Genomic DNA, 15825 nt, shown 5'->3' on the forward strand with positions numbered 1-15825 from the left:
TGCTCTGATGGGGGACTTCAAGCCTTGGCGGCGCGGCCTATGTGAAGGAGCGGGCCGGGCTCCTGGAGATTTCTCATGACATCCGCAAATTCAACACCCACGGGCAAGGTTGCGCTCGTCACTGGCGCCTCGTCCGGCATCGGCGAGGCTACCGCCGCAGCTCTTGCCGCGTCCGGCGCGAAAGTCGCGGTCGCCGCCCGTCGTGCCGATCGCCTCGAGGCACTGGTTGCCCGCATCGAACAGGCGGGCGGCGAGGCACTCGCGATCGAAGCCGACATTGCCAAGGCCGGCGACATTGTCGCGATGGTCGACAAGGTCGTATCCGAATGGGGACGGCTCGACATCCTCGTCAACAATGCCGGCGTCATGCTGCTTGCCCCCGCGGCTGAAGCCGATCTCGACGACTGGCGCCAGATGATCGAGCTCAACCTGATCGGCCTGATGGCGACGACCAAGGCGGCGCTGCCGCACCTGAAGGCTTCAAAGGGCCATATCGTCAATGTCTCCTCGGTGGCCGGCCGCGTGGCCAATCCGGGCGCGACCGGTTACGCGGCGACCAAATTCGGCGTGGTGGCCTTCTCGGAGTCGCTGCGCCGGGAGGTCTTTGCCGACAAGGTGCGCGTCACCGTCATCGAGCCAGGCCTGGTGCGCACCGAACTCGGCGATCACATCACCAACGCGGAATTGAAAGCCGGACTCGAACACCGTCTCGCCACGATGGAAGCACTGACCGCCGAGGATATCGCGAACGCCATTTTCTATGCCGTCAGCCAGCCGCCAAGGGTCAACGTCAACGAGATACTTATCCGTCCGACCGACCAGGAACGGTGATCAGGACCGATGGCCAGCAATGAAGCTCCGGGTGAAGCGGCGGCGTCAAAAATCTTCCATTGCCGGTTGATCCCGCCGTGGCCGGATTTCGCCTTCACCGTGACGGAGGAGGAAAAGGTACTGATGGGCCGGCATGCCGACTATCTCCGCGAGAAGCTGCGCGAAGGTGTCATGATCATGGCTGGTCCGGTCGCCGATCCGGCCGGCCCGTGGGGGCTGCTGATCCTGCGTGCCGGCAGCGAAGCCGAGGCGAGGCCCGTGACCGATGGCGACCCGGTGTCGAGATCGGGCCTCGGCTTCCGCTATGAAATCCTGCCGATGTTGAGCGTGATCATGTAGGTGGCACACAAAAAGAACGCCCCTCGCGCGTTTTATGGCGCGGGAGGCGTTCTTTTTGTCAACCTTTCCGAGATTTCTCCCTGAACTGCTGACCGTACCCCAATGCGCGGATGCCGAAATGGTTCCCGCCCATCGCAATTTATTTGGAATCCGGCACTCTAGAACCGAATTCAGCCTTGCCGGTGGCCACGGAGGTACCGGCGCCGATAGACAGCGAGACGAGGGTCAGGTCGTTGCCTGCCCCTTTTTCGGTTTCGGTCAGTGAATTGTGCGCCGCAGGTCGATTTGGATGTGCTAAGCACCGCCCCAGAAAATTGAATGCTCCAGACCAGGTGAATATTTTGTCCCTCACTTCCAAGATACAAACCGACTTGAAGCCACAAGGCGGTCAGGCTGAATCGCTTTTCAGCAAGACTCGGACCCAGTCGATGTCGCTCGGCCGCATCATCTCCGAACAGGATGCGGTCAACCAGGCCCGCGAGGCCAAGACCGCGCGGCTTCGCGAACTGCGCCTGGAAAAGGAAGCCGAAGAGAGCGCGGCAGCCGCTGTCGCGCCCAAGCGTGCGGGCAAACGCTGATGGCCACCAAGCGCGTGCCATCAACGCCGATCGCCGCCGATGCGACCATCGCCGACATGGTCGAAACCCTTGACAAGCCGGTCGAATATGTTCGCCGCGTGCTGGAAAAGCTGGAACGCTGCAAGCGCGCCCATGGCGATGCCCAGGTGCGGGTCGGCGTACGAGGCCGGGCCGAAGCGCCGAATTATCTGATCGAATATGTGCGGGAAGACGCCAAGACCCGCGAGCGGACGACGCATCAGGATGCTGCCTACAGCGGCAGCACGCATCGTGAGCTGGCGCCGCACCACATCGAGGCAGCCGCGAACTGGTCGCCCGAGGAAATGAACATCACGGCGGTCTCGGCGCTGATCGGCCGCTTGCGCAACCCGAATGCGCCATCATCGCGCTTTTCTGACGAGGACTGACATGGCCATAAAATTCTCCACCAAGGACCAGCCGGCAGCTCCGTCCGCCACTGCCAAGCCAGCCAAGCCGGCGGCGAAGCCGGATGCGTCCGCAGAGGTTGCGACCGATCTGTTCAAGTCGCCGGCCGAAGCGCCGGCGCGCAAGATCAGGAAGAAGTAGCGCCCTTGCCGCAGGACGCCGGTCGCACAGCCGGGCCGCTCGGGCTGCCCGGTCAGTCCTTTGCGTCTGTCGACGAGGATGCCGGCGCGGTCGCCGTGTTCGATTGCCAGAGCTGCGGTGCCTGCTGTTCCTATTCGGCCGACTGGCCGCGTTTTTCGACCGAGGAGGACGAGCAGCTCGACCGCATTCCGGAAAAATTTGTATCGGTCGACCTCTCCGGCATGCGTTGCGAAGGCGTGCGGTGCTCGGCGCTCACCGGCGAGGTGGGTAAGCACACGGCCTGCGGCATCTACGAGCTGCGCCCCGACGTCTGCCGCGCCTGCATGCCCGGCGGCGACGACTGCCTGATGGCGAGGGCGGCGCATGGGCTCGAACTGCCTATCTCCCCCCTTGTGGGGGTTGAGGACTGGTCCGCGTAGCGGACGCGAAGCCAATTGCTTGGCTTTGCGACGCGTTCCTTCGCGCCCCCTCTGGCCTGCCGACCATCTTCCCCACATGGGGGAGATCAAGCTCTCCGCCGCTTGCCGACACCCATTCCTCCCGGTACCTTCCCGCCGGGCAAGGCTGCGGAGGAAATCCATGAGCATCGAATTCCTGTTGACGTCGCTGATCATCGTGGCCTCGCCGGGCACCGGCGTCCTTTACACGCTGAGCGCCGGCCTCTCGCGCGGCGCGCGCGCTTCAATTATCGCCGCTTTCGCCTGCACGCTGGGCATCATCCCGCATATGGCGGCCGCGATCACCGGCCTCGCAGCGGTGCTGCATACAAGCGCCGTCGCCTTCGAGACGCTGAAATATCTCGGCGTCGCCTATCTGCTCTACATGGCCTGGAACACGTTGAAGGAAAAAGGCGGCCTCAGCATCGACGAGGACGCAGCGCCGCGCTCGACTGCCAGGACCATCACCTCCGGCGTCCTGGTCAACATCCTCAACCCGAAACTATCGATCTTCTTCTTCGCGTTCCTGCCGCAATTCGTCAGCACCAACGAGCCGCATGCGCTGCCCAAGATGCTGGAGCTCTCCGGCGTCTTCATGCTGATGACCTTCGTCGTCTTCGCCATCTATGGTGTGTTCGCGGCGTCGGTGCGCAGCCACATCGTGTCGCGGCCGAAAGTGCTGACCTGGATGCGCCGCAGCTTTGCCGCCGCCTTCGTCATGCTCGGCGCCAAGCTGGCGCTTGCCGATCGGTAGCCCTTGAGCGCCAGCCCTCTACATAGCCCATGGTCGAGCCTCGGGGGAGCTTTGGGTTGATGAGGCTCGAGAGATCCAGAAATCCGAATAAGGCCGGAAATCCGAGTAAGAAAGGCGGTCGCAATGACGCTTGAATGCATCAATCCCCAGGATCTACCCAGGCCCGACACATACAGCCAAGTCGTCGTGGCGAAGGGTACCAGGCTGATATTTATCGCCGGCCAGGAATCTGAAGACCTAAACGGCAAGCTCGTCGGCGAAGGCGATTTCACGGCTCAAACGCGCCAGGTGTTCGCCAATCTCGGTCGGGCTATTGCCGCCGCAGGCGCCCGTCCCAACGACGTGGCGAAGATCATGATCTACGTCGTCGGCTACCGGCTCAATGACCATTACCCGATCATCGACGCGGCCCGCGTCACCCTGTTCGGGGACCACAAGCCGGCCAACGTCGTGTTGGGAGTAGCCAGCCTGTCGCCTGGATATCTGATCGAGGTCGATGCGGTTGCGGTGGTCGACGCTTAACCTTTCACATAGCCCATCGCCTCGACGATTTGGCCATCGGCGACACGCATCAGGTTGACGCCGCGCAGCGACCTGCCGTCGGCCATCCAGAAGCGCCAGCGGATCGTGGCGCGGTCGCCGGCGACGAACGTCTCTTCGATGTCGAACCGCGTGCCGGGTCCGGTGGCGATCGCCGACCACAATTCGACGCAGGCGGCCTTGCCGGTGCGGCGGGCGCCATCCGGCGCCGGCGTCGTGTTCTCGATCACGCAGTCCTGTGCCACCAATTCGTTCAGTGCGGACGGGTCGTGGCGCTGGAAGACGTCGTTGTAGCGCCGCATGATTTCCGCCGTTTCGGCGGAGCGCTTGGCCGTGTCGATGTCGATGATCAATTCCTGGGTCATTGGATTTTCCTCCTAATATGTAGACCGATTTACATATTATGTAGACCGATTGTCATATTTGGGGCAAGTCTTATAATGCGCACTCCTGACAGAGGTTGACATTCGAGAGGTCGACGTGGCGACGGACACACGCACCCGCATGATCGAGGCGACCGGGCGGCTCATCCGGCAGCGCGGCTATCACGGCACGTCGCTGAACGACATTTTGAGCGCCAGCGCAGCACCCCGCGGCTCCCTCTATTTCCATTTCCCCGGCGGCAAGGACCAACTGGTCATCGAGGTGACGCGCGCCAGCGTCGCCGATGTGACGGAGCGTCTGGGCGCCGCGCTTTCGGAGGAAAGCGATCCTGCCGTTGCCGTGCACCACATCTATCAGTCGGTGGCACGCATGCTAGAGGAGAACGAATTCTCGCTCGGCTGTCCGGTGGCGCCGGTGGTGCTCGACGCGCCGAACGATGTGCCGGACCTGGTTGAAATCTGCCGCTCGGCCTTTGAGCAGTGGATCGGGCTGCTGCGCCAGGCATTCGTCAGGGCAGGGGTGCCGGAGCGGCGCGCGCAGGCACTGGCCTTGCTGGTCGAATCTTCGCTCGAAGGCCTGATGGTGATCGCCCGCGCCACCCGCGACCGCACGCCGGTCCAGGCGGTGGCCGACGAGGTCGCCGCGCTCGTCGAGCAGGCGGTGCTTGCGGGCAAGGTGGGGCAGCAGGCGGACGCTACGGCCTGAAAGGTGGATGCTTCGCAAACAAAAAGGGCGCCTTTCGGCGCCCTTTCCATATCTGGGATGGATTGGACTTCTTAGAAGTCCATGCCGCCACTCAAGCCCGCTTGCGGGCTTGAGCAATGTTAGTTGATGGGCGTGCTTTATGGACTTCTTAGAAGTCCATGCCGCCCATGCCACCCATGCCGCCGCCGCCCATGCCGCCGGGCATGCCGCCGCCAGCCGACTCCTTCTTCGGAGCCTCGGCGATCATGGCTTCGGTGGTGACCAGCAGGCCGGCGACCGAGGCCGCGTCCTGGAGAGCCGTGCGCACGACCTTGACCGGATCGACGATACCCATGGCGATCATGTCGCCATATTCGCCGGTCTGGGCGTTGTAGCCGAAGGTCGCGCCCTTGTTCTCAAGGATCTTGCCGGCAACGATCGATGCTTCCGCACCGGCGTTGGACGCGATCTGACGGGCCGGAGCCTGCAGGGCGCGACGAACGATGTTGATGCCAGCGGTCTGGTCGGAGTTGGCGCCGGTTGCCTTGATGCTCAGCGAAGCGCGCAGAAGCGCGACGCCGCCGCCGGGAACGATGCCTTCTTCGACGGCCGCGCGGGTCGCGTTGAGGGCGTCATCGACGCGGTCCTTCTTTTCTTTGACTTCGATCTCGGTCGCACCGCCGACGCGGATCACGGCAACGCCGCCGGCCAGCTTCGCGAGACGTTCCTGCAGCTTCTCCTTGTCGTAGTCCGAGGTGGTCTCCTCGATCTGCTGCTTGATCTGGGCAACGCGGCCCTGGATCTCGGCCTTCTTGCCGGCGCCGTCGACGATGGTGGTGTTCTCCTTGGAGATCGACACCTTCTTGGCGCGGCCGAGCATGTTGAGGCCGACATTCTCGAGCTTGATGCCGAGGTCTTCGGAAATGACCTGGCCGCCGGTGAGGATGGCGATGTCTTCCAGCATGGCCTTACGGCGGTCACCGAAGCCCGGCGCCTTGACGGCGGCGATCTTCAGGCCGCCACGCAGCTTGTTGACGACCAGCGTGGCCAGAGCCTCGCCTTCGACATCTTCCGAGATGATGACCAGCGGCTTCGAGGTCTGCACGACAGCCTCGAGGATCGGCAGCATGGCCTGCAGGTTGGAGAGCTTCTTCTCGTGGAGAAGGATGTAGGCGTCCTCAAGATCGGCGACCATCTTGTCGGCGTTGGTGACGAAGTAGGGCGACAGGTAGCCGCGGTCGAACTGCATGCCTTCGACGACTTCGAGCTCGGTCTCGGCGGTCTTGGCCTCCTCGACGGTGATGACGCCCTCATTGCCGACCTTCTGCATCGCTTCGGCGATCATCGAGCCGACCGAGGCATCGCCATTGCCGGCGATGGTGCCGACCTGGGCAACTTCTTCCGAGGTCTTGATCTTCTTGGCGTTCTTGATCAGCGTCGCGACGACGTCGCCAACGGCGAGGTCGATGCCGCGCTTCAGGTCCATCGGGTTCATGCCGGCGGCAACCGCCTTGTGGCCTTCCTGGACGATCGACTGCGCCAGAACGGTTGCGGTCGTGGTGCCATCGCCGGCGATGTCGTTGGTCTTCGAAGCGACTTCGCGGACCATCTGGGCGCCCATGTTCTCGAACTTGTCCTCGAGCTCGATCTCCTTGGCGACGGTGACGCCGTCCTTGGTGATGCGCGGGGCGCCGAACGACTTGTCGATGACGACGTTGCGGCCCTTGGGGCCGAGGGTGACCTTCACCGCGTCGGCGAGGATGTTGACACCGCGCAGCATGCGCTCACGGGCATCGCGGGAGAATTTTACGTCTTTGGCAGCCATGTTTTAGCTCCTGGCAGGGGCTCGGGAAGAGCCCGAAGATGAAGATTCAGGTGAGGCCGATGATCAGCCGATGATACCCATGATGTCGGATTCCTTCATGATCAGAAGGTCTTCGCCATTGAGCTTGACTTCGGTGCCCGACCACTTGCCGAACAGGATGCGGTCGCCGGCCTTGACGTCCAGCGGAACGAGCTTGCCGCTTTCGTCGCGGGCGCCGGAGCCGACGGCGATGATCTCGCCTTCCTGCGGCTTCTCCTTGGCCGTATCCGGGATGATGATCCCGCCGGCGGTCTTGGATTCGGATTCGACCCGGCGAACGACCACGCGGTCATGAAGCGGGCGGAACTTGGACTTTGCCATGTTTTCTTCCTCGAATGAGAACGGTGAGAACTGTTCCTCCATCCGGCGAGGCCGGATATGAGTTAGCACTCACCAAAGGAGAGTGCTAACGTGGCGCTGAAATAGGCCGGCGCCTTGCCGGAGTCAAGGCGCGCGCAAGGGGGCGGCGACGCGAAATTTTTCTCACGCGGAACGCCAGCCCGAAAAGCGCCGGGTGTCGCGAGGCGCCGACGAGCAATCTCGTCCGTTAGTCCCGGCGCTTCGGCGACCGCAGCACCAGCAGCGGGCAGCGTTCGGCGAGCCCGTATGTGCCGGTCGAGGCAATGCCGACATCGCCGAAATACGCCTCGGCCTCTTCGACGATGGCTGCCGCCGGCGCGAAACTGTAGATGGCCGGCGAGTTCCGGTAGACGTCGATGGTTCCGATGACCGGCAGTTCCCATCCGGTTCGAGCCGACAGCTCCTCGCGGTCGGGAAACATCCTGTCGAATTGTTCGAGGATGCCCCTGACCGGTATCGTGTAATCAGGCACTCCGCCGATGGCGGTCATGGCCACGCGCCATTTGAGCTCGTGGAAGGTCGAGACGCCGCCGCTCAGCGTCAGGGCGCGGACATCCTTCGGGTCGTCTGGAGTTCCGGGGGAAGCATAAAGCCTGATGCCGGCGCGGCCGACTGTTTTCAAGGCACGCGCGATCGACGCAAACAGCGCGCGCCTGAGGTCGGCGGCGCCGATGACCGAGAGGCATCCATCGCCGATCAGCGCATCGACGCTTGCGCCGGGAAACGGCAGGTCGAACCAGTCGCCTTGCACCGCCTTGCGCGTATCTGTGTCGCCTGGCCAGATACCGGCAATCATGTCGGGAGACTCGTCGACCGACGTCATCGTGGCGCCAAGTCCGGCGAGCTCGGGTGTCACGCCGAGCATGACGACATGCGACCGGGAAAGGTCGAGCTCGCGGTCGTAAGTCTCGACCACCTCCGCCGGCGGCCGCAGAGGTGAGCCGAGCAACTGCCAATGTTTACGAATTGCATTCCAATGCTCGGTCATGCAAACCCCCAGCCCAGCAGCGCGTTGTATTCGATCGAATAATCGACAACGCTTGATAAGCCAAGTGAGGGGCGGCATGGCGCGCATCGCGGTGATCACGCACGAGTTCGACCGCTTCCAAAGCCGTCGCGGACTGCTGATGCGCCGCGATAGCCCATATATGCTCTTCGACCTGCTGGAAGAGCTGAAGCGCCGCGGCCATTCGGTCCAGATATTGAGAGGCACCTCGGCGAAGCCGGCCGCGGACATCGCGGTGCTGCATCTCGACGTGACCGTGACGCCGCCCGACTATGTCGATTATGCGCGGCGCTTTCCCTTCTGCCTCAACCTCGGGGCCACCGACATTTCGAAACGCCGCATCAGCGGCGCCGCGATTGGCCGAGGCGACGACTGGCAGGGACAGGTCATCCTCAAGAGCAGCCTCAACCATAGGGGAACGCCGGAACGGCAGTTGAACCAGCGCGCGCGGCGCGCCGGCAGGCCGGAGCCGTTTCCCGGCGTCGAACCTTTCGACCAATACGAGATCCATGCCTCGCTCGCCGAGGTTCCCGTCAAGGTCTTCGAGCGCCAGGAACTGGTCGTCGAGAAATTCATTCCCGAGCCGGAGCCGGACGGTTTTGCCGCCCGCTTCTGGCTGTTCTGCGGCGAGCGCGAGCGCTGCACCCGCCATGTCTCGCCGCAGAGCCTCGTCAAGGGCGACGACACCATCCGCCGCGAGGCGGTTCCGGTTCCGGACGAGTTGCGCGCGCTAAGGCGCCGGCTCGGCTTCGACTACGGCAAGTTCGATTTCGTCATGCATGAGGGCAAGGCGGTGCTGCTCGACGCCAACAAGACGCCCGGGCGAGCCGGGAACCTGTCAAGCTTCATCGCCGCCGGCAATGCCAACCTTGCCGACGGCTTCGAAGGACTGATCCGCCAGGTCACGTAGTGCATGATCCCGAACCGAAGGTCAGCGTAGCAAAAAGTGGGAACCGGTTTTCGGAAAAGATCATGCTCCAACAAAAAGTTAGATGTTCATGCCGCCCGAGACTTCGATGCGCTGGGCGTTGACCCAGCGATTGTCGTCCGACAGCAGCGAGGCGATCATCGGGCCGATGTCTTCGGCAACGCCCGCGCGGCCGAGCGCGGTGACGCCGGCCACCATGCGGTTGATCTCGGCGTTGTCGCGCACATGGCCGCCATTGAAGTCGGTGGCGATCGCGCCGGGCGCCACCGTGTTGGCGGTGATGCCGCGCGCGCCAAGCTCCTTGGCAAGGTAGCGCGTGAACACCTCGATGCCGCCCTTCATCATCGCGTAGGCCGACGAGCCGGGCGCGGCGAAACGGGCCAGCCCGCTCGAGATGTTGATGATGCGGCCGCCATCGTCGATCAGCGGCAGCAGCGCCTGGGTGAGGAAGAACACGCCCTTGAGATGGGTGTTCATCAGCGTGTCGAATTCCTCTTCCGTCGTCTCGGCAATCATCTTGCGCAGGCCGGTGCCGGCATTGTTGACGAGATAGTCGAAGCGGTCGCGCTGCCAGGTTTCGTGAAGCGTCTTCTTCAGCGCCTCGACGAAAGCCGGGAAGCTGGCGATGGCGCCGGTATCGAGCTCAAGCGCGGCGGCCCGGCCCCCGGCGGCCTCGATCTCGGCGATTCCCGTCTTCGCCTCATCGGCGCGCGAGCGATAGGTGACGATGACGTCGACACCCCGGCGGGCGAGGTGGAGCGCGGTGTTGCGGCCGAGGCCGCGGCTGCCGCCGGTGATGAGGGCAATGGGACGAGTGGTCATGACGAAATCTCCTTCTTCTTGGATGGAGATGCATATACTCGCCTGATTGCCTGATATAATCAGGCATGGATTGCCAACACTATTCAGTATATGCGAACAATCGGCGATGGATCGGTTTGACAGCATGCGGCTCTTCACCCGCGTCGTGGAACGCCACAGCTTTACCGCGGCTGCCGCCGATCTCGGCCTGCCGCGCTCCAGCGCCACCGCCGCGATCAAGCAGCTTGAGGAGCGGCTCGGCGTGCAACTGCTCCGCCGCACCACGCGCCACGTCACCACGACGCTCGATGGCGAGGCCTATTACCAACGCTGCCTCGGCATCCTCGCCGACATCGAGGAGGCCGAGGGCAGCTTCGGCGCGCATGAGGTGCGCGGGCGGCTCAGCATCGACATCAACGGCCATTTGGCCCGCACCCTGGTCATCCCGGAATTGCCGGCGCTGCTCGCGCGCCATCCCGGACTCAGCGTGCATATCGGCGAAGGCGATCGCTTCGTCGACCTGGTGCGCGAGGGCGTCGACTGCGTGGTGCGTGCCGGCACGCTGCCCGACAGCGACATGATCGCGCGCCGCATCGGCATGGCGCGCGAGGCGACGCTCGCCAGCGACGCCTATATCGAGCGCCATGGCCTGCCGAGCACCCTGGACGAGCTCGCCGGGCATATGATGATCGGCTTCGTCTCGTCGCGCACCGGCCAGGTGATGCCGCTGGAGTTCACCGTCGACGGCAAGATCCGCGAGATCGTGCTGCCATCGCGCGTCACGGTCTCCAATTCCGACACCGCCGCCACGCTGGTGCGCCAGGGGTTTGGCCTTTATCAGGCGCCGCGCCGCCGCTTCGTCGCCGACATCGAGGCCGGCCGGTTGGTCGAGGTGCTGCCCGGCAACCCGCCGACGCCGACGCCGATCTCGGTGCTCTATCCGCGCAGCCGACAATTGTCGCCCAGGGTAAGGGTGTTCGTCGACTGGCTGGTGGAGATCCTGGGGCCGAAGCTGGATGTGTCTTAGGGGCTCTTCGCAATGCTGGCGGGACAGCGCCCCCCTCTGGCCTGCCGGCCATCTCCCCCACGAGGGGGGAGATCAGATGTCACGCCGGCTTTCGCCAATCGCCGGCGTTGAAGAAAGGGCGCCGCCGGCGAGGCTGCCAATCTCCCCCCAAGTGGGGGAGATGTCCGGCAGGACAGAGGGGGGCGCGAAGGAACTCCACGTTCCCATTCTTCAGCAAGCCGAAACCTAAAGAAACAACCGCAACTGCGTGTGGATGATCGAACGATAATCGTCGATCGTGCGCCGGCCTTCTTCCTTGTCTTGCGTCAGCGCCAGCCGCACGACGCCGCCGGCAAGCTGGAAGATGAGGAACACGACGCGCCCGAATGCCTCGCGCCGCTCCGGCTCGATCATCGGACCGACATGGTCGCAGAACATCTTGGCCTGATGCCGCGTCTCGGCGATGTCGAGATGCTGCAGCGCCTTGTCGGCCTGGATGGCGTTCTGCAGGTCCTGGATGGCCGGGTCGGCGGCGACGCGGGCATGATAGTCGTCGAGCAGGCGGTCGGCCGCCGCGGTCACGTCGCCCAGCCCGCCTATCTCGGCGATGATGGCGCCGAATCGCGCCCGGCTTTCCTCGGAAAACCGCTCATAGAGCATTGCCAGGATCGCCGACTTGCTGGGGAAGTAGTGATAGACGGTGGCGATCGGCCCGCCGGCCAGCGCGCCGACTTCCTTCATCGTCACCGCGTCGATGCCTTTTTCGCCGATCAGCCGCATGGTGGTGGCGAGGATCGCGTCGATGCGCTCGCGGCTGCGTTCCTGCTTCGGCCTGCGCCGCGGTTCCGTCGCCGTTCGCCTTGTCTGCGTCATGCGCCAAATCCCGTGGGAGCTCGCGAATTCGTGGTTGACAAGAAACATGATCAAGTATCAGTTTCGTGAAATACTGACAACTTGTCAGTTTTTCGATCGAGCTGCAAGGGAGAGCACTCGTGGCCGCATCGCAAGCCGCGCAGGCGGAAAATGACGACTGGCTTGTCGGCAATCCGACCGGCCTGCAACTGGCCTCGGCGCTGTGGATCGGCTCGGTCGGTCTGCTCATCCTCGGCCTGCAGCCGGTGTTGCTCGGTGCGCTCTACACTGAGGGCCATGTCACCGGCGACGAGCTCGCGCTGGTCGCCACCGCTGAGATGATCGCGATTGCCATCGGCTCGGGCGTGGTGGCGATGCTGCTCCCTGCCAGGAACATGCGCTGGAAGAGCGCGGTGCTGCTCGTGCTGCTCGCGCTCGCCAATGTCTGGACGGCTTATGCCGGTACTCCCAATGCGCTGATCGGCGCGCGCACGCTGGCCGGCTTGGCGGAGGGCGGGCTGGTCGCGGTCGCCACCGAATTGATCGCCCGCTCGCGTCGCGCCGAGCGCATCGGCGGCTATTTCGTGACGCTGCAGACCTTGGCGCAGTGCGCGCTGGCGCTGATCCTCGCGCTCTATGCCGTGCCGCGAGCCGGCTCGGCCGGCGGCTTCATCGCGCTCGGCGTCGTCTGCCTGCTGTCGCTGGTCGTGGCCTGGACCGTGCCGGACGACTATGCCGACCTGCCCAAGGAAGAACAGTTCGCCAATGTGGCGACCGTCCCGGCGATCACCGCGCTCTTGTCGATCTTTTGCTATTTCATGTTCTTCGGCGCCGTCTGGGCTTTTCTCGAGCCCATCGGCGCGCAGTTCGGCATTGATGGCCGCACCGTCGGCTTGATGGTTTCGGCAAGCCTTGCCGCGCAGGTGCTCGGCGCCATGACCGCGACAATCTTCGAGGCGCGCATCGACTACCGTTTCGCCATCACGATCATTGGCATTGTCGCGGCGATCAGCTCGGTGCTGCTTGCGTCCGGTCCCGGTCTTTCGCTGTTCTGGGCCGTGGCGCTGGTGATGGGCTTCATCCTGCTTTTCATCGTGCCTTATCAGATCCGCCTCGCCATCACCGCCGACGAGACGCGCAACGCCGTATTGCTGGTGCCGGCCGCGCAACTCTTCGGTCTCGCCATCGGCCCGATCGCCGCCTCGCTGCTGATCGACGGCGCGAATTTCCGGCCCGTGTCCGAATTCGCCGCCGCCACCGCTCTGGCGAGCGTGCTTTTGCTCGGCGTCTTCGTGCTGGTCGCGCGCCGGCGCGGCCAGGCCTGAGCGGGAGGATTAGGATGGCAACCGCCTGGAGCAACTGGTCGGGCTTCGTCACGGCTTCCCCGCAATTGGTGGCGACCCCGGCCGATGCCGGGGAACTGGCCGAGCTGGTGCGCTCGGCGCCCGGTCCGCTGCGCGTCGCCGGCGCCGGCCATTCCTTCACGCCGCTGGTGCAGTCCGACGGCAGCATCGTCTCGCTGGAGAAGATCGAGGGGCTGGTCTCGCACGATGCCGCGAACAACCGGGCGCGGGTGAGGGCCGGCACGCGGCTCGGCGCCCTGATGCACATCCTGCAGGACATCGGCCAGGGTCTGCCCAACATGGGCGACATCGACCGCCAGGCGATCGGCGGCGCGCTGGGCACGGCAACGCACGGCTCGGGCTCCTCGCTCGGCGCCTATCACACGCAGCTCGAGGCGCTGCAACTGGTGGATGGGCAAGGCAAGCTGCGCGAGTACAGCCGAGCAGACGACCTCGACATGATCCACGCCACCGGCGTCGCGCTGGGCAGCTTCGGCGTGCTGACCGAAGTGACGATGAACAACGTCGCGACCTATCGGCTGCGCCGCCGCAAATGGGTGCTGCCGGTCGGCGACATGCTGCGCGATTTCGAGACGATGATGGCCGCGCATCGCTCGGCCGAGTTCTACTACATTCCATTTGCCGGATATGCCCAGTTCATCGCCAGCGATCTTAGCGACGCGGCGCCAACGGCGCGGCCGACCGAAGACGACGAGGAAGGGCTGGCGACTTTGCGCAAGCTGCGGACCGCGTTGCGCTGGCTGCCATCGCTTCGCCGCGCGCTGATCAGGGGGGCGGTGAAGAAAGTGCCGGCGGAAGACTATGTGCAGGACTGGCTCAACGTCTACGCCAGCGAGCGTCGCACCAAATTCAACGAGATGGAGTACCACCTGCCTTACGAGGAAGGTCCCAAAGCGTTGGCCGAGATCATCGCGCTGACGGAGAAGCGCTTCCCGGAAGTCTATTTCCCGATGGAGGTGCGCTCGGTGGCGCCCGACGAATTCTGGCTTTCGCCTTTCTACAAACGGCTGACCTGCTCGATCGCCATCCACCATGACGCGGCCAACGACCCGTTGCCCTTCATGCGCGCCGCCGAACCCATCTTCCGCAAATATGGCGGCAGGCCGCATTGGGGAAAGATGCACAGCCTGAAGGCGGCAGACTTCAGAAAACTCTATCCGCGCTGGGATGACGCCATGGCGGTGCGCCGCGACATCGACCCCAAAAACCGTTTCGTGTCGCCCTACATGGCCGGCCTGTTCGGCATCGAACCCAGTCCTTTTGGCATCCGACGATGAGCGCCTATTTCGCTGCCCTGTCCGACGCATTGCGGGCCGCCGAGATTTTCCGACCCTGCCTGCTGCTCGACCGCGACCGGCTGGACGGCAACATCGCGCTGCTGAAGCAGAGGCTGGCGCCGGACTTGGCGGTGCGACTGGTCGACAAGTCGCTGCCTTGCATGCCGCTGCTCTCGCACATCGCGCGAGCACTCGAAACCAACCGCTTCATGACCTTCCATCCGCCGGTGACGCAGGCCGTGCTCGACGCGTTTCCCGAAGGCGACCTGCTCTATGGCAAGCCGATGCCGGTGGGCGCCGCCAGGGCCGCGCTGACGAGAGGCGGCGCCGGCTGGTGGTCGCGCGTCTGCTGGCTGATCGATACGCCGGAGCGGCTGGCGGAATATGGCGCGCTCGCTGCCGCGCTCGACACCGAATTGCGCTTCGCTTTCGAGGTGGACGTCGGCCTGCATCGCGGCGGTTTTTCCAGTCCCGCCGAGATTAACGCGCTCACGATTCCAAAAGGTCTGCGCTGCGAAGGCATCATGGCCTATGAGGCGCATGCGCCGGAGATACCTGGCCTGTTTGGCGGTGCGCCCAAGGCGCTGAAGCGGGCCTCTGCCAAGGCCGCTGAGTTCGCCGCCGCCCTCGACCCGGACCAGCGCCGCATCCTCAACATCGGCGGCTCCAAGACGGCGCTGCTGCACGGCTCGGGCGTCGCCAACGAAGTGTCGATCGGCTCGGCCTTCGTGCTGCCCAAGGATTTCGACACGCCGGGCCTGGAGGGCTTCCAGCCGGCGGCCTTCATCGCCACACCGATCCTCAAGGCGCTCGATCCGATGCTGCCCGGTCCACCGGCGGTGTCGCGCATGTTGCGGGCGCTCGGCCTCTTCCCTCGCAAGGGCTGCTATCTCTATGGCGGCAAGTGGATGGCCGAGCCGGTGTTTCCCGAAGGCATGAAGCCGAACGGACTGATCGGCCTGTCCTCCAACCAGCAGTTCATGGGCCTGCCCGCCGGGGCGACCGCGAAGCCCGGCGACTACGCCTTCCTGCGGCCGACGCAGAGCGAGGCGGTGCTGCAGCATTTCGGGGCGATTGCGGTGTTTGCCAGCGGGCGCATCGCGGAGTTCTGGCCGGCGCTGCCGATGGGGTGAGGGCAGCTGCGGTCGCGACTAAGGCCCGCTCCGCGATCTCGTCATTCTAGACGTTATGACCGTGGTCTGAGCGGCGGCCCGTCCTAAGTCTTTGCAGCTGTAAAGCAAACGGGGATTGCT

20 protein-coding genes are annotated in these 15825 nt (G+C 64.4%); 14 read left to right on the forward strand and 6 right to left on the reverse strand.

Annotation, left to right across the window (positions count from 1 at the left end):
* The first annotated feature begins 75 nt into the window (after nt 1-75).
* The 8 genes from FJ956_RS20395 (at nt 76) to FJ956_RS20425 (ending at nt 4028) form a co-directional block, all read left to right on the forward strand.
* Nucleotides 76-831: an SDR family NAD(P)-dependent oxidoreductase gene (locus FJ956_RS20395; protein WP_140678491.1), complete on the forward strand. Its 756-nt coding sequence runs from the start codon at nt 76-78 to the stop codon at nt 829-831.
* Between the two features lie 9 nt (nt 832-840).
* A complete protein-coding gene (locus FJ956_RS20400; protein ID WP_140678489.1) occupies nt 841-1170 on the forward strand; it encodes a YciI family protein in 330 nt (109 codons plus the stop codon).
* Nucleotides 1171-1529: 359 nt separating this feature from the next.
* Nucleotides 1530-1748 (forward strand): hypothetical protein, encoded by a 219-nt coding sequence (locus FJ956_RS20405; protein WP_140678647.1) that lies wholly within the window; start codon nt 1530-1532, stop codon nt 1746-1748.
* Nucleotides 1748-2155: a hypothetical protein gene (locus FJ956_RS20410; RefSeq protein ID WP_140678487.1), complete on the forward strand. Its 408-nt coding sequence runs from the start codon at nt 1748-1750 to the stop codon at nt 2153-2155. The genes FJ956_RS20405 and FJ956_RS20410 overlap by 1 nt, the downstream gene beginning before the upstream one ends.
* 1 nt (nt 2156) lies before the next feature.
* Nucleotides 2157-2315 (forward strand): hypothetical protein, encoded by a 159-nt coding sequence (locus FJ956_RS30570; protein WP_181170228.1) that lies wholly within the window; start codon nt 2157-2159, stop codon nt 2313-2315.
* 44 nt (nt 2316-2359) lie between these two features.
* Nucleotides 2360-2734, forward strand: a complete 375-nt coding sequence (locus tag FJ956_RS20415) for a YkgJ family cysteine cluster protein (RefSeq protein WP_140678645.1) — start codon at nt 2360-2362, stop codon at nt 2732-2734.
* A gap of 160 nt (nt 2735-2894) precedes the next feature.
* Nucleotides 2895-3506 (forward strand): LysE family translocator, encoded by a 612-nt coding sequence (locus tag FJ956_RS20420; RefSeq protein WP_140678485.1) that lies wholly within the window; start codon nt 2895-2897, stop codon nt 3504-3506.
* Nucleotides 3507-3629: 123 nt separating this feature from the next.
* On the forward strand, nt 3630-4028 hold the full coding sequence (locus FJ956_RS20425; protein ID WP_140678483.1) for a RidA family protein: 399 nt from the start codon (nt 3630-3632) through the stop codon (nt 4026-4028).
* Here the strand turns inward: FJ956_RS20425 and FJ956_RS20430 are convergent.
* Nucleotides 4025-4411, reverse strand: coding sequence for a nuclear transport factor 2 family protein (locus FJ956_RS20430; protein ID WP_140678481.1), 387 nt, complete (start codon nt 4409-4411; stop codon nt 4025-4027). The genes FJ956_RS20425 and FJ956_RS20430 overlap by 4 nt on opposite strands.
* 115 nt (nt 4412-4526) lie before the next feature.
* Between FJ956_RS20430 and FJ956_RS20435 the strand changes: the two genes are divergently transcribed.
* The gene (locus tag FJ956_RS20435) at nt 4527-5135 is read left to right on the forward strand and encodes a TetR/AcrR family transcriptional regulator (RefSeq protein ID WP_140678479.1); all 609 of its coding nucleotides are present in this window, start codon (nt 4527-4529) and stop codon (nt 5133-5135) included.
* Nucleotides 5136-5283: 148 nt separating this feature from the next.
* Here the strand turns inward: FJ956_RS20435 and groL are convergent, their stop codons facing one another.
* From groL to FJ956_RS20450, 3 genes are all read right to left on the reverse strand, one after another.
* Nucleotides 5284-6939 carry a chaperonin GroEL gene (gene groL, locus FJ956_RS20440; protein ID WP_140678477.1) on the reverse strand — a complete coding sequence of 552 codons (1656 nt, stop codon included), beginning with the start codon at nt 6937-6939 and terminating at the stop codon, nt 5284-5286.
* A gap of 63 nt (nt 6940-7002) precedes the next feature.
* Nucleotides 7003-7299 (reverse strand): co-chaperone GroES, encoded by a 297-nt coding sequence (groES, locus tag FJ956_RS20445; protein ID WP_010915433.1) that lies wholly within the window; start codon nt 7297-7299, stop codon nt 7003-7005.
* 226 nt (nt 7300-7525) lie between these two features.
* Nucleotides 7526-8326 (reverse strand): class I SAM-dependent methyltransferase, encoded by an 801-nt coding sequence (locus tag FJ956_RS20450; RefSeq protein WP_140678475.1) that lies wholly within the window; start codon nt 8324-8326, stop codon nt 7526-7528.
* Nucleotides 8327-8402: 76 nt separating this feature from the next.
* On the opposite strand from FJ956_RS20450, the gene FJ956_RS20455 reads away from it, so the two are divergent.
* The gene (locus FJ956_RS20455; protein ID WP_140678473.1) at nt 8403-9254 is read left to right on the forward strand and encodes a hypothetical protein; all 852 of its coding nucleotides are present in this window, start codon (nt 8403-8405) and stop codon (nt 9252-9254) included.
* Between the two features lie 78 nt (nt 9255-9332).
* Here FJ956_RS20455 and FJ956_RS20460 read toward each other — a convergent pair whose 3' ends face one another.
* Nucleotides 9333-10094, reverse strand: a complete 762-nt coding sequence (locus FJ956_RS20460; protein WP_140678471.1) for an SDR family oxidoreductase — start codon at nt 10092-10094, stop codon at nt 9333-9335.
* A 106-nt stretch (nt 10095-10200) separates the two neighbouring features.
* On the opposite strand from FJ956_RS20460, the gene FJ956_RS20465 reads away from it, so the two are divergent.
* Nucleotides 10201-11100: a LysR family transcriptional regulator gene (locus tag FJ956_RS20465; protein WP_140678469.1), complete on the forward strand. Its 900-nt coding sequence runs from the start codon at nt 10201-10203 to the stop codon at nt 11098-11100.
* A gap of 225 nt (nt 11101-11325) precedes the next feature.
* Here FJ956_RS20465 and FJ956_RS20475 read toward each other — a convergent pair whose 3' ends face one another.
* On the reverse strand, nt 11326-11952 hold the full coding sequence (locus tag FJ956_RS20475) for a TetR/AcrR family transcriptional regulator (RefSeq protein ID WP_140678465.1): 627 nt from the start codon (nt 11950-11952) through the stop codon (nt 11326-11328).
* Between the two features lie 119 nt (nt 11953-12071).
* Between FJ956_RS20475 and FJ956_RS20480 the strand changes: the two genes are divergently transcribed.
* The 3 genes from FJ956_RS20480 to FJ956_RS20490 are packed head-to-tail and all read left to right on the forward strand — an operon-like array spanning nt 12072 to nt 15705.
* A complete protein-coding gene (locus tag FJ956_RS20480; protein WP_140678463.1) occupies nt 12072-13256 on the forward strand; it encodes an MFS transporter in 1185 nt (394 codons plus the stop codon).
* A 14-nt stretch (nt 13257-13270) separates the two neighbouring features.
* Nucleotides 13271-14572 carry a D-arabinono-1,4-lactone oxidase gene (locus tag FJ956_RS20485; protein WP_140678461.1) on the forward strand — a complete coding sequence of 434 codons (1302 nt, stop codon included), beginning with the start codon at nt 13271-13273 and terminating at the stop codon, nt 14570-14572.
* Entirely contained in the window at nt 14569-15705 is a 1137-nt protein-coding gene (locus tag FJ956_RS20490) for an alanine racemase (RefSeq protein WP_140678459.1), read from the forward strand. The genes FJ956_RS20485 and FJ956_RS20490 overlap by 4 nt, the downstream gene beginning before the upstream one ends.
* Nucleotides 15706-15825 lie beyond the last annotated feature (120 nt).

The organism is Mesorhizobium sp. B2-4-3 (genome assembly GCF_006442815.1).
Taxonomy (GTDB): Bacteria; Pseudomonadota; Alphaproteobacteria; order Rhizobiales; family Rhizobiaceae; genus Mesorhizobium.

What these genes read in the sequence shown, in the direction of transcription:
- FJ956_RS20490 (WP_140678459.1), top strand. Translation starts at nt 14,569, where the DNA reads ATGAGCGCCTATTTCGCTGCCCTGTCCGACGCATTGCGGGCCGCCGAG.
- FJ956_RS20485 (WP_140678461.1), top strand. Translation starts at nt 13,271, where the DNA reads ATGGCAACCGCCTGGAGCAACTGGTCGGGCTTCGTCACGGCTTCCCCG.
- FJ956_RS20425 (WP_140678483.1), top strand. Translation starts at nt 3,630, where the DNA reads ATGACGCTTGAATGCATCAATCCCCAGGATCTACCCAGGCCCGACACA.
- FJ956_RS20460 (WP_140678471.1), bottom strand. Translation starts at nt 10,094, where the DNA reads ATGACCACTCGTCCCATTGCCCTCATCACCGGCGGCAGCCGCGGCCTC.
- groL (WP_140678477.1), bottom strand. Translation starts at nt 6,939, where the DNA reads ATGGCTGCCAAAGACGTAAAATTCTCCCGCGATGCCCGTGAGCGCATG.
- groES (WP_010915433.1), bottom strand. Translation starts at nt 7,299, where the DNA reads ATGGCAAAGTCCAAGTTCCGCCCGCTTCATGACCGCGTGGTCGTTCGC.
- FJ956_RS20475 (WP_140678465.1), bottom strand. Translation starts at nt 11,952, where the DNA reads ATGACGCAGACAAGGCGAACGGCGACGGAACCGCGGCGCAGGCCGAAG.
- FJ956_RS20450 (WP_140678475.1), bottom strand. Translation starts at nt 8,326, where the DNA reads ATGACCGAGCATTGGAATGCAATTCGTAAACATTGGCAGTTGCTCGGC.
- FJ956_RS30570 (WP_181170228.1), top strand. Translation starts at nt 2,157, where the DNA reads ATGGCCATAAAATTCTCCACCAAGGACCAGCCGGCAGCTCCGTCCGCC.
- FJ956_RS20395 (WP_140678491.1), top strand. Translation starts at nt 76, where the DNA reads ATGACATCCGCAAATTCAACACCCACGGGCAAGGTTGCGCTCGTCACT.
- FJ956_RS20430 (WP_140678481.1), bottom strand. Translation starts at nt 4,411, where the DNA reads ATGACCCAGGAATTGATCATCGACATCGACACGGCCAAGCGCTCCGCC.
- FJ956_RS20420 (WP_140678485.1), top strand. Translation starts at nt 2,895, where the DNA reads ATGAGCATCGAATTCCTGTTGACGTCGCTGATCATCGTGGCCTCGCCG.
- FJ956_RS20410 (WP_140678487.1), top strand. Translation starts at nt 1,748, where the DNA reads ATGGCCACCAAGCGCGTGCCATCAACGCCGATCGCCGCCGATGCGACC.
- FJ956_RS20400 (WP_140678489.1), top strand. Translation starts at nt 841, where the DNA reads ATGGCCAGCAATGAAGCTCCGGGTGAAGCGGCGGCGTCAAAAATCTTC.
- FJ956_RS20465 (WP_140678469.1), top strand. Translation starts at nt 10,201, where the DNA reads ATGGATCGGTTTGACAGCATGCGGCTCTTCACCCGCGTCGTGGAACGC.
- FJ956_RS20455 (WP_140678473.1), top strand. Translation starts at nt 8,403, where the DNA reads ATGGCGCGCATCGCGGTGATCACGCACGAGTTCGACCGCTTCCAAAGC.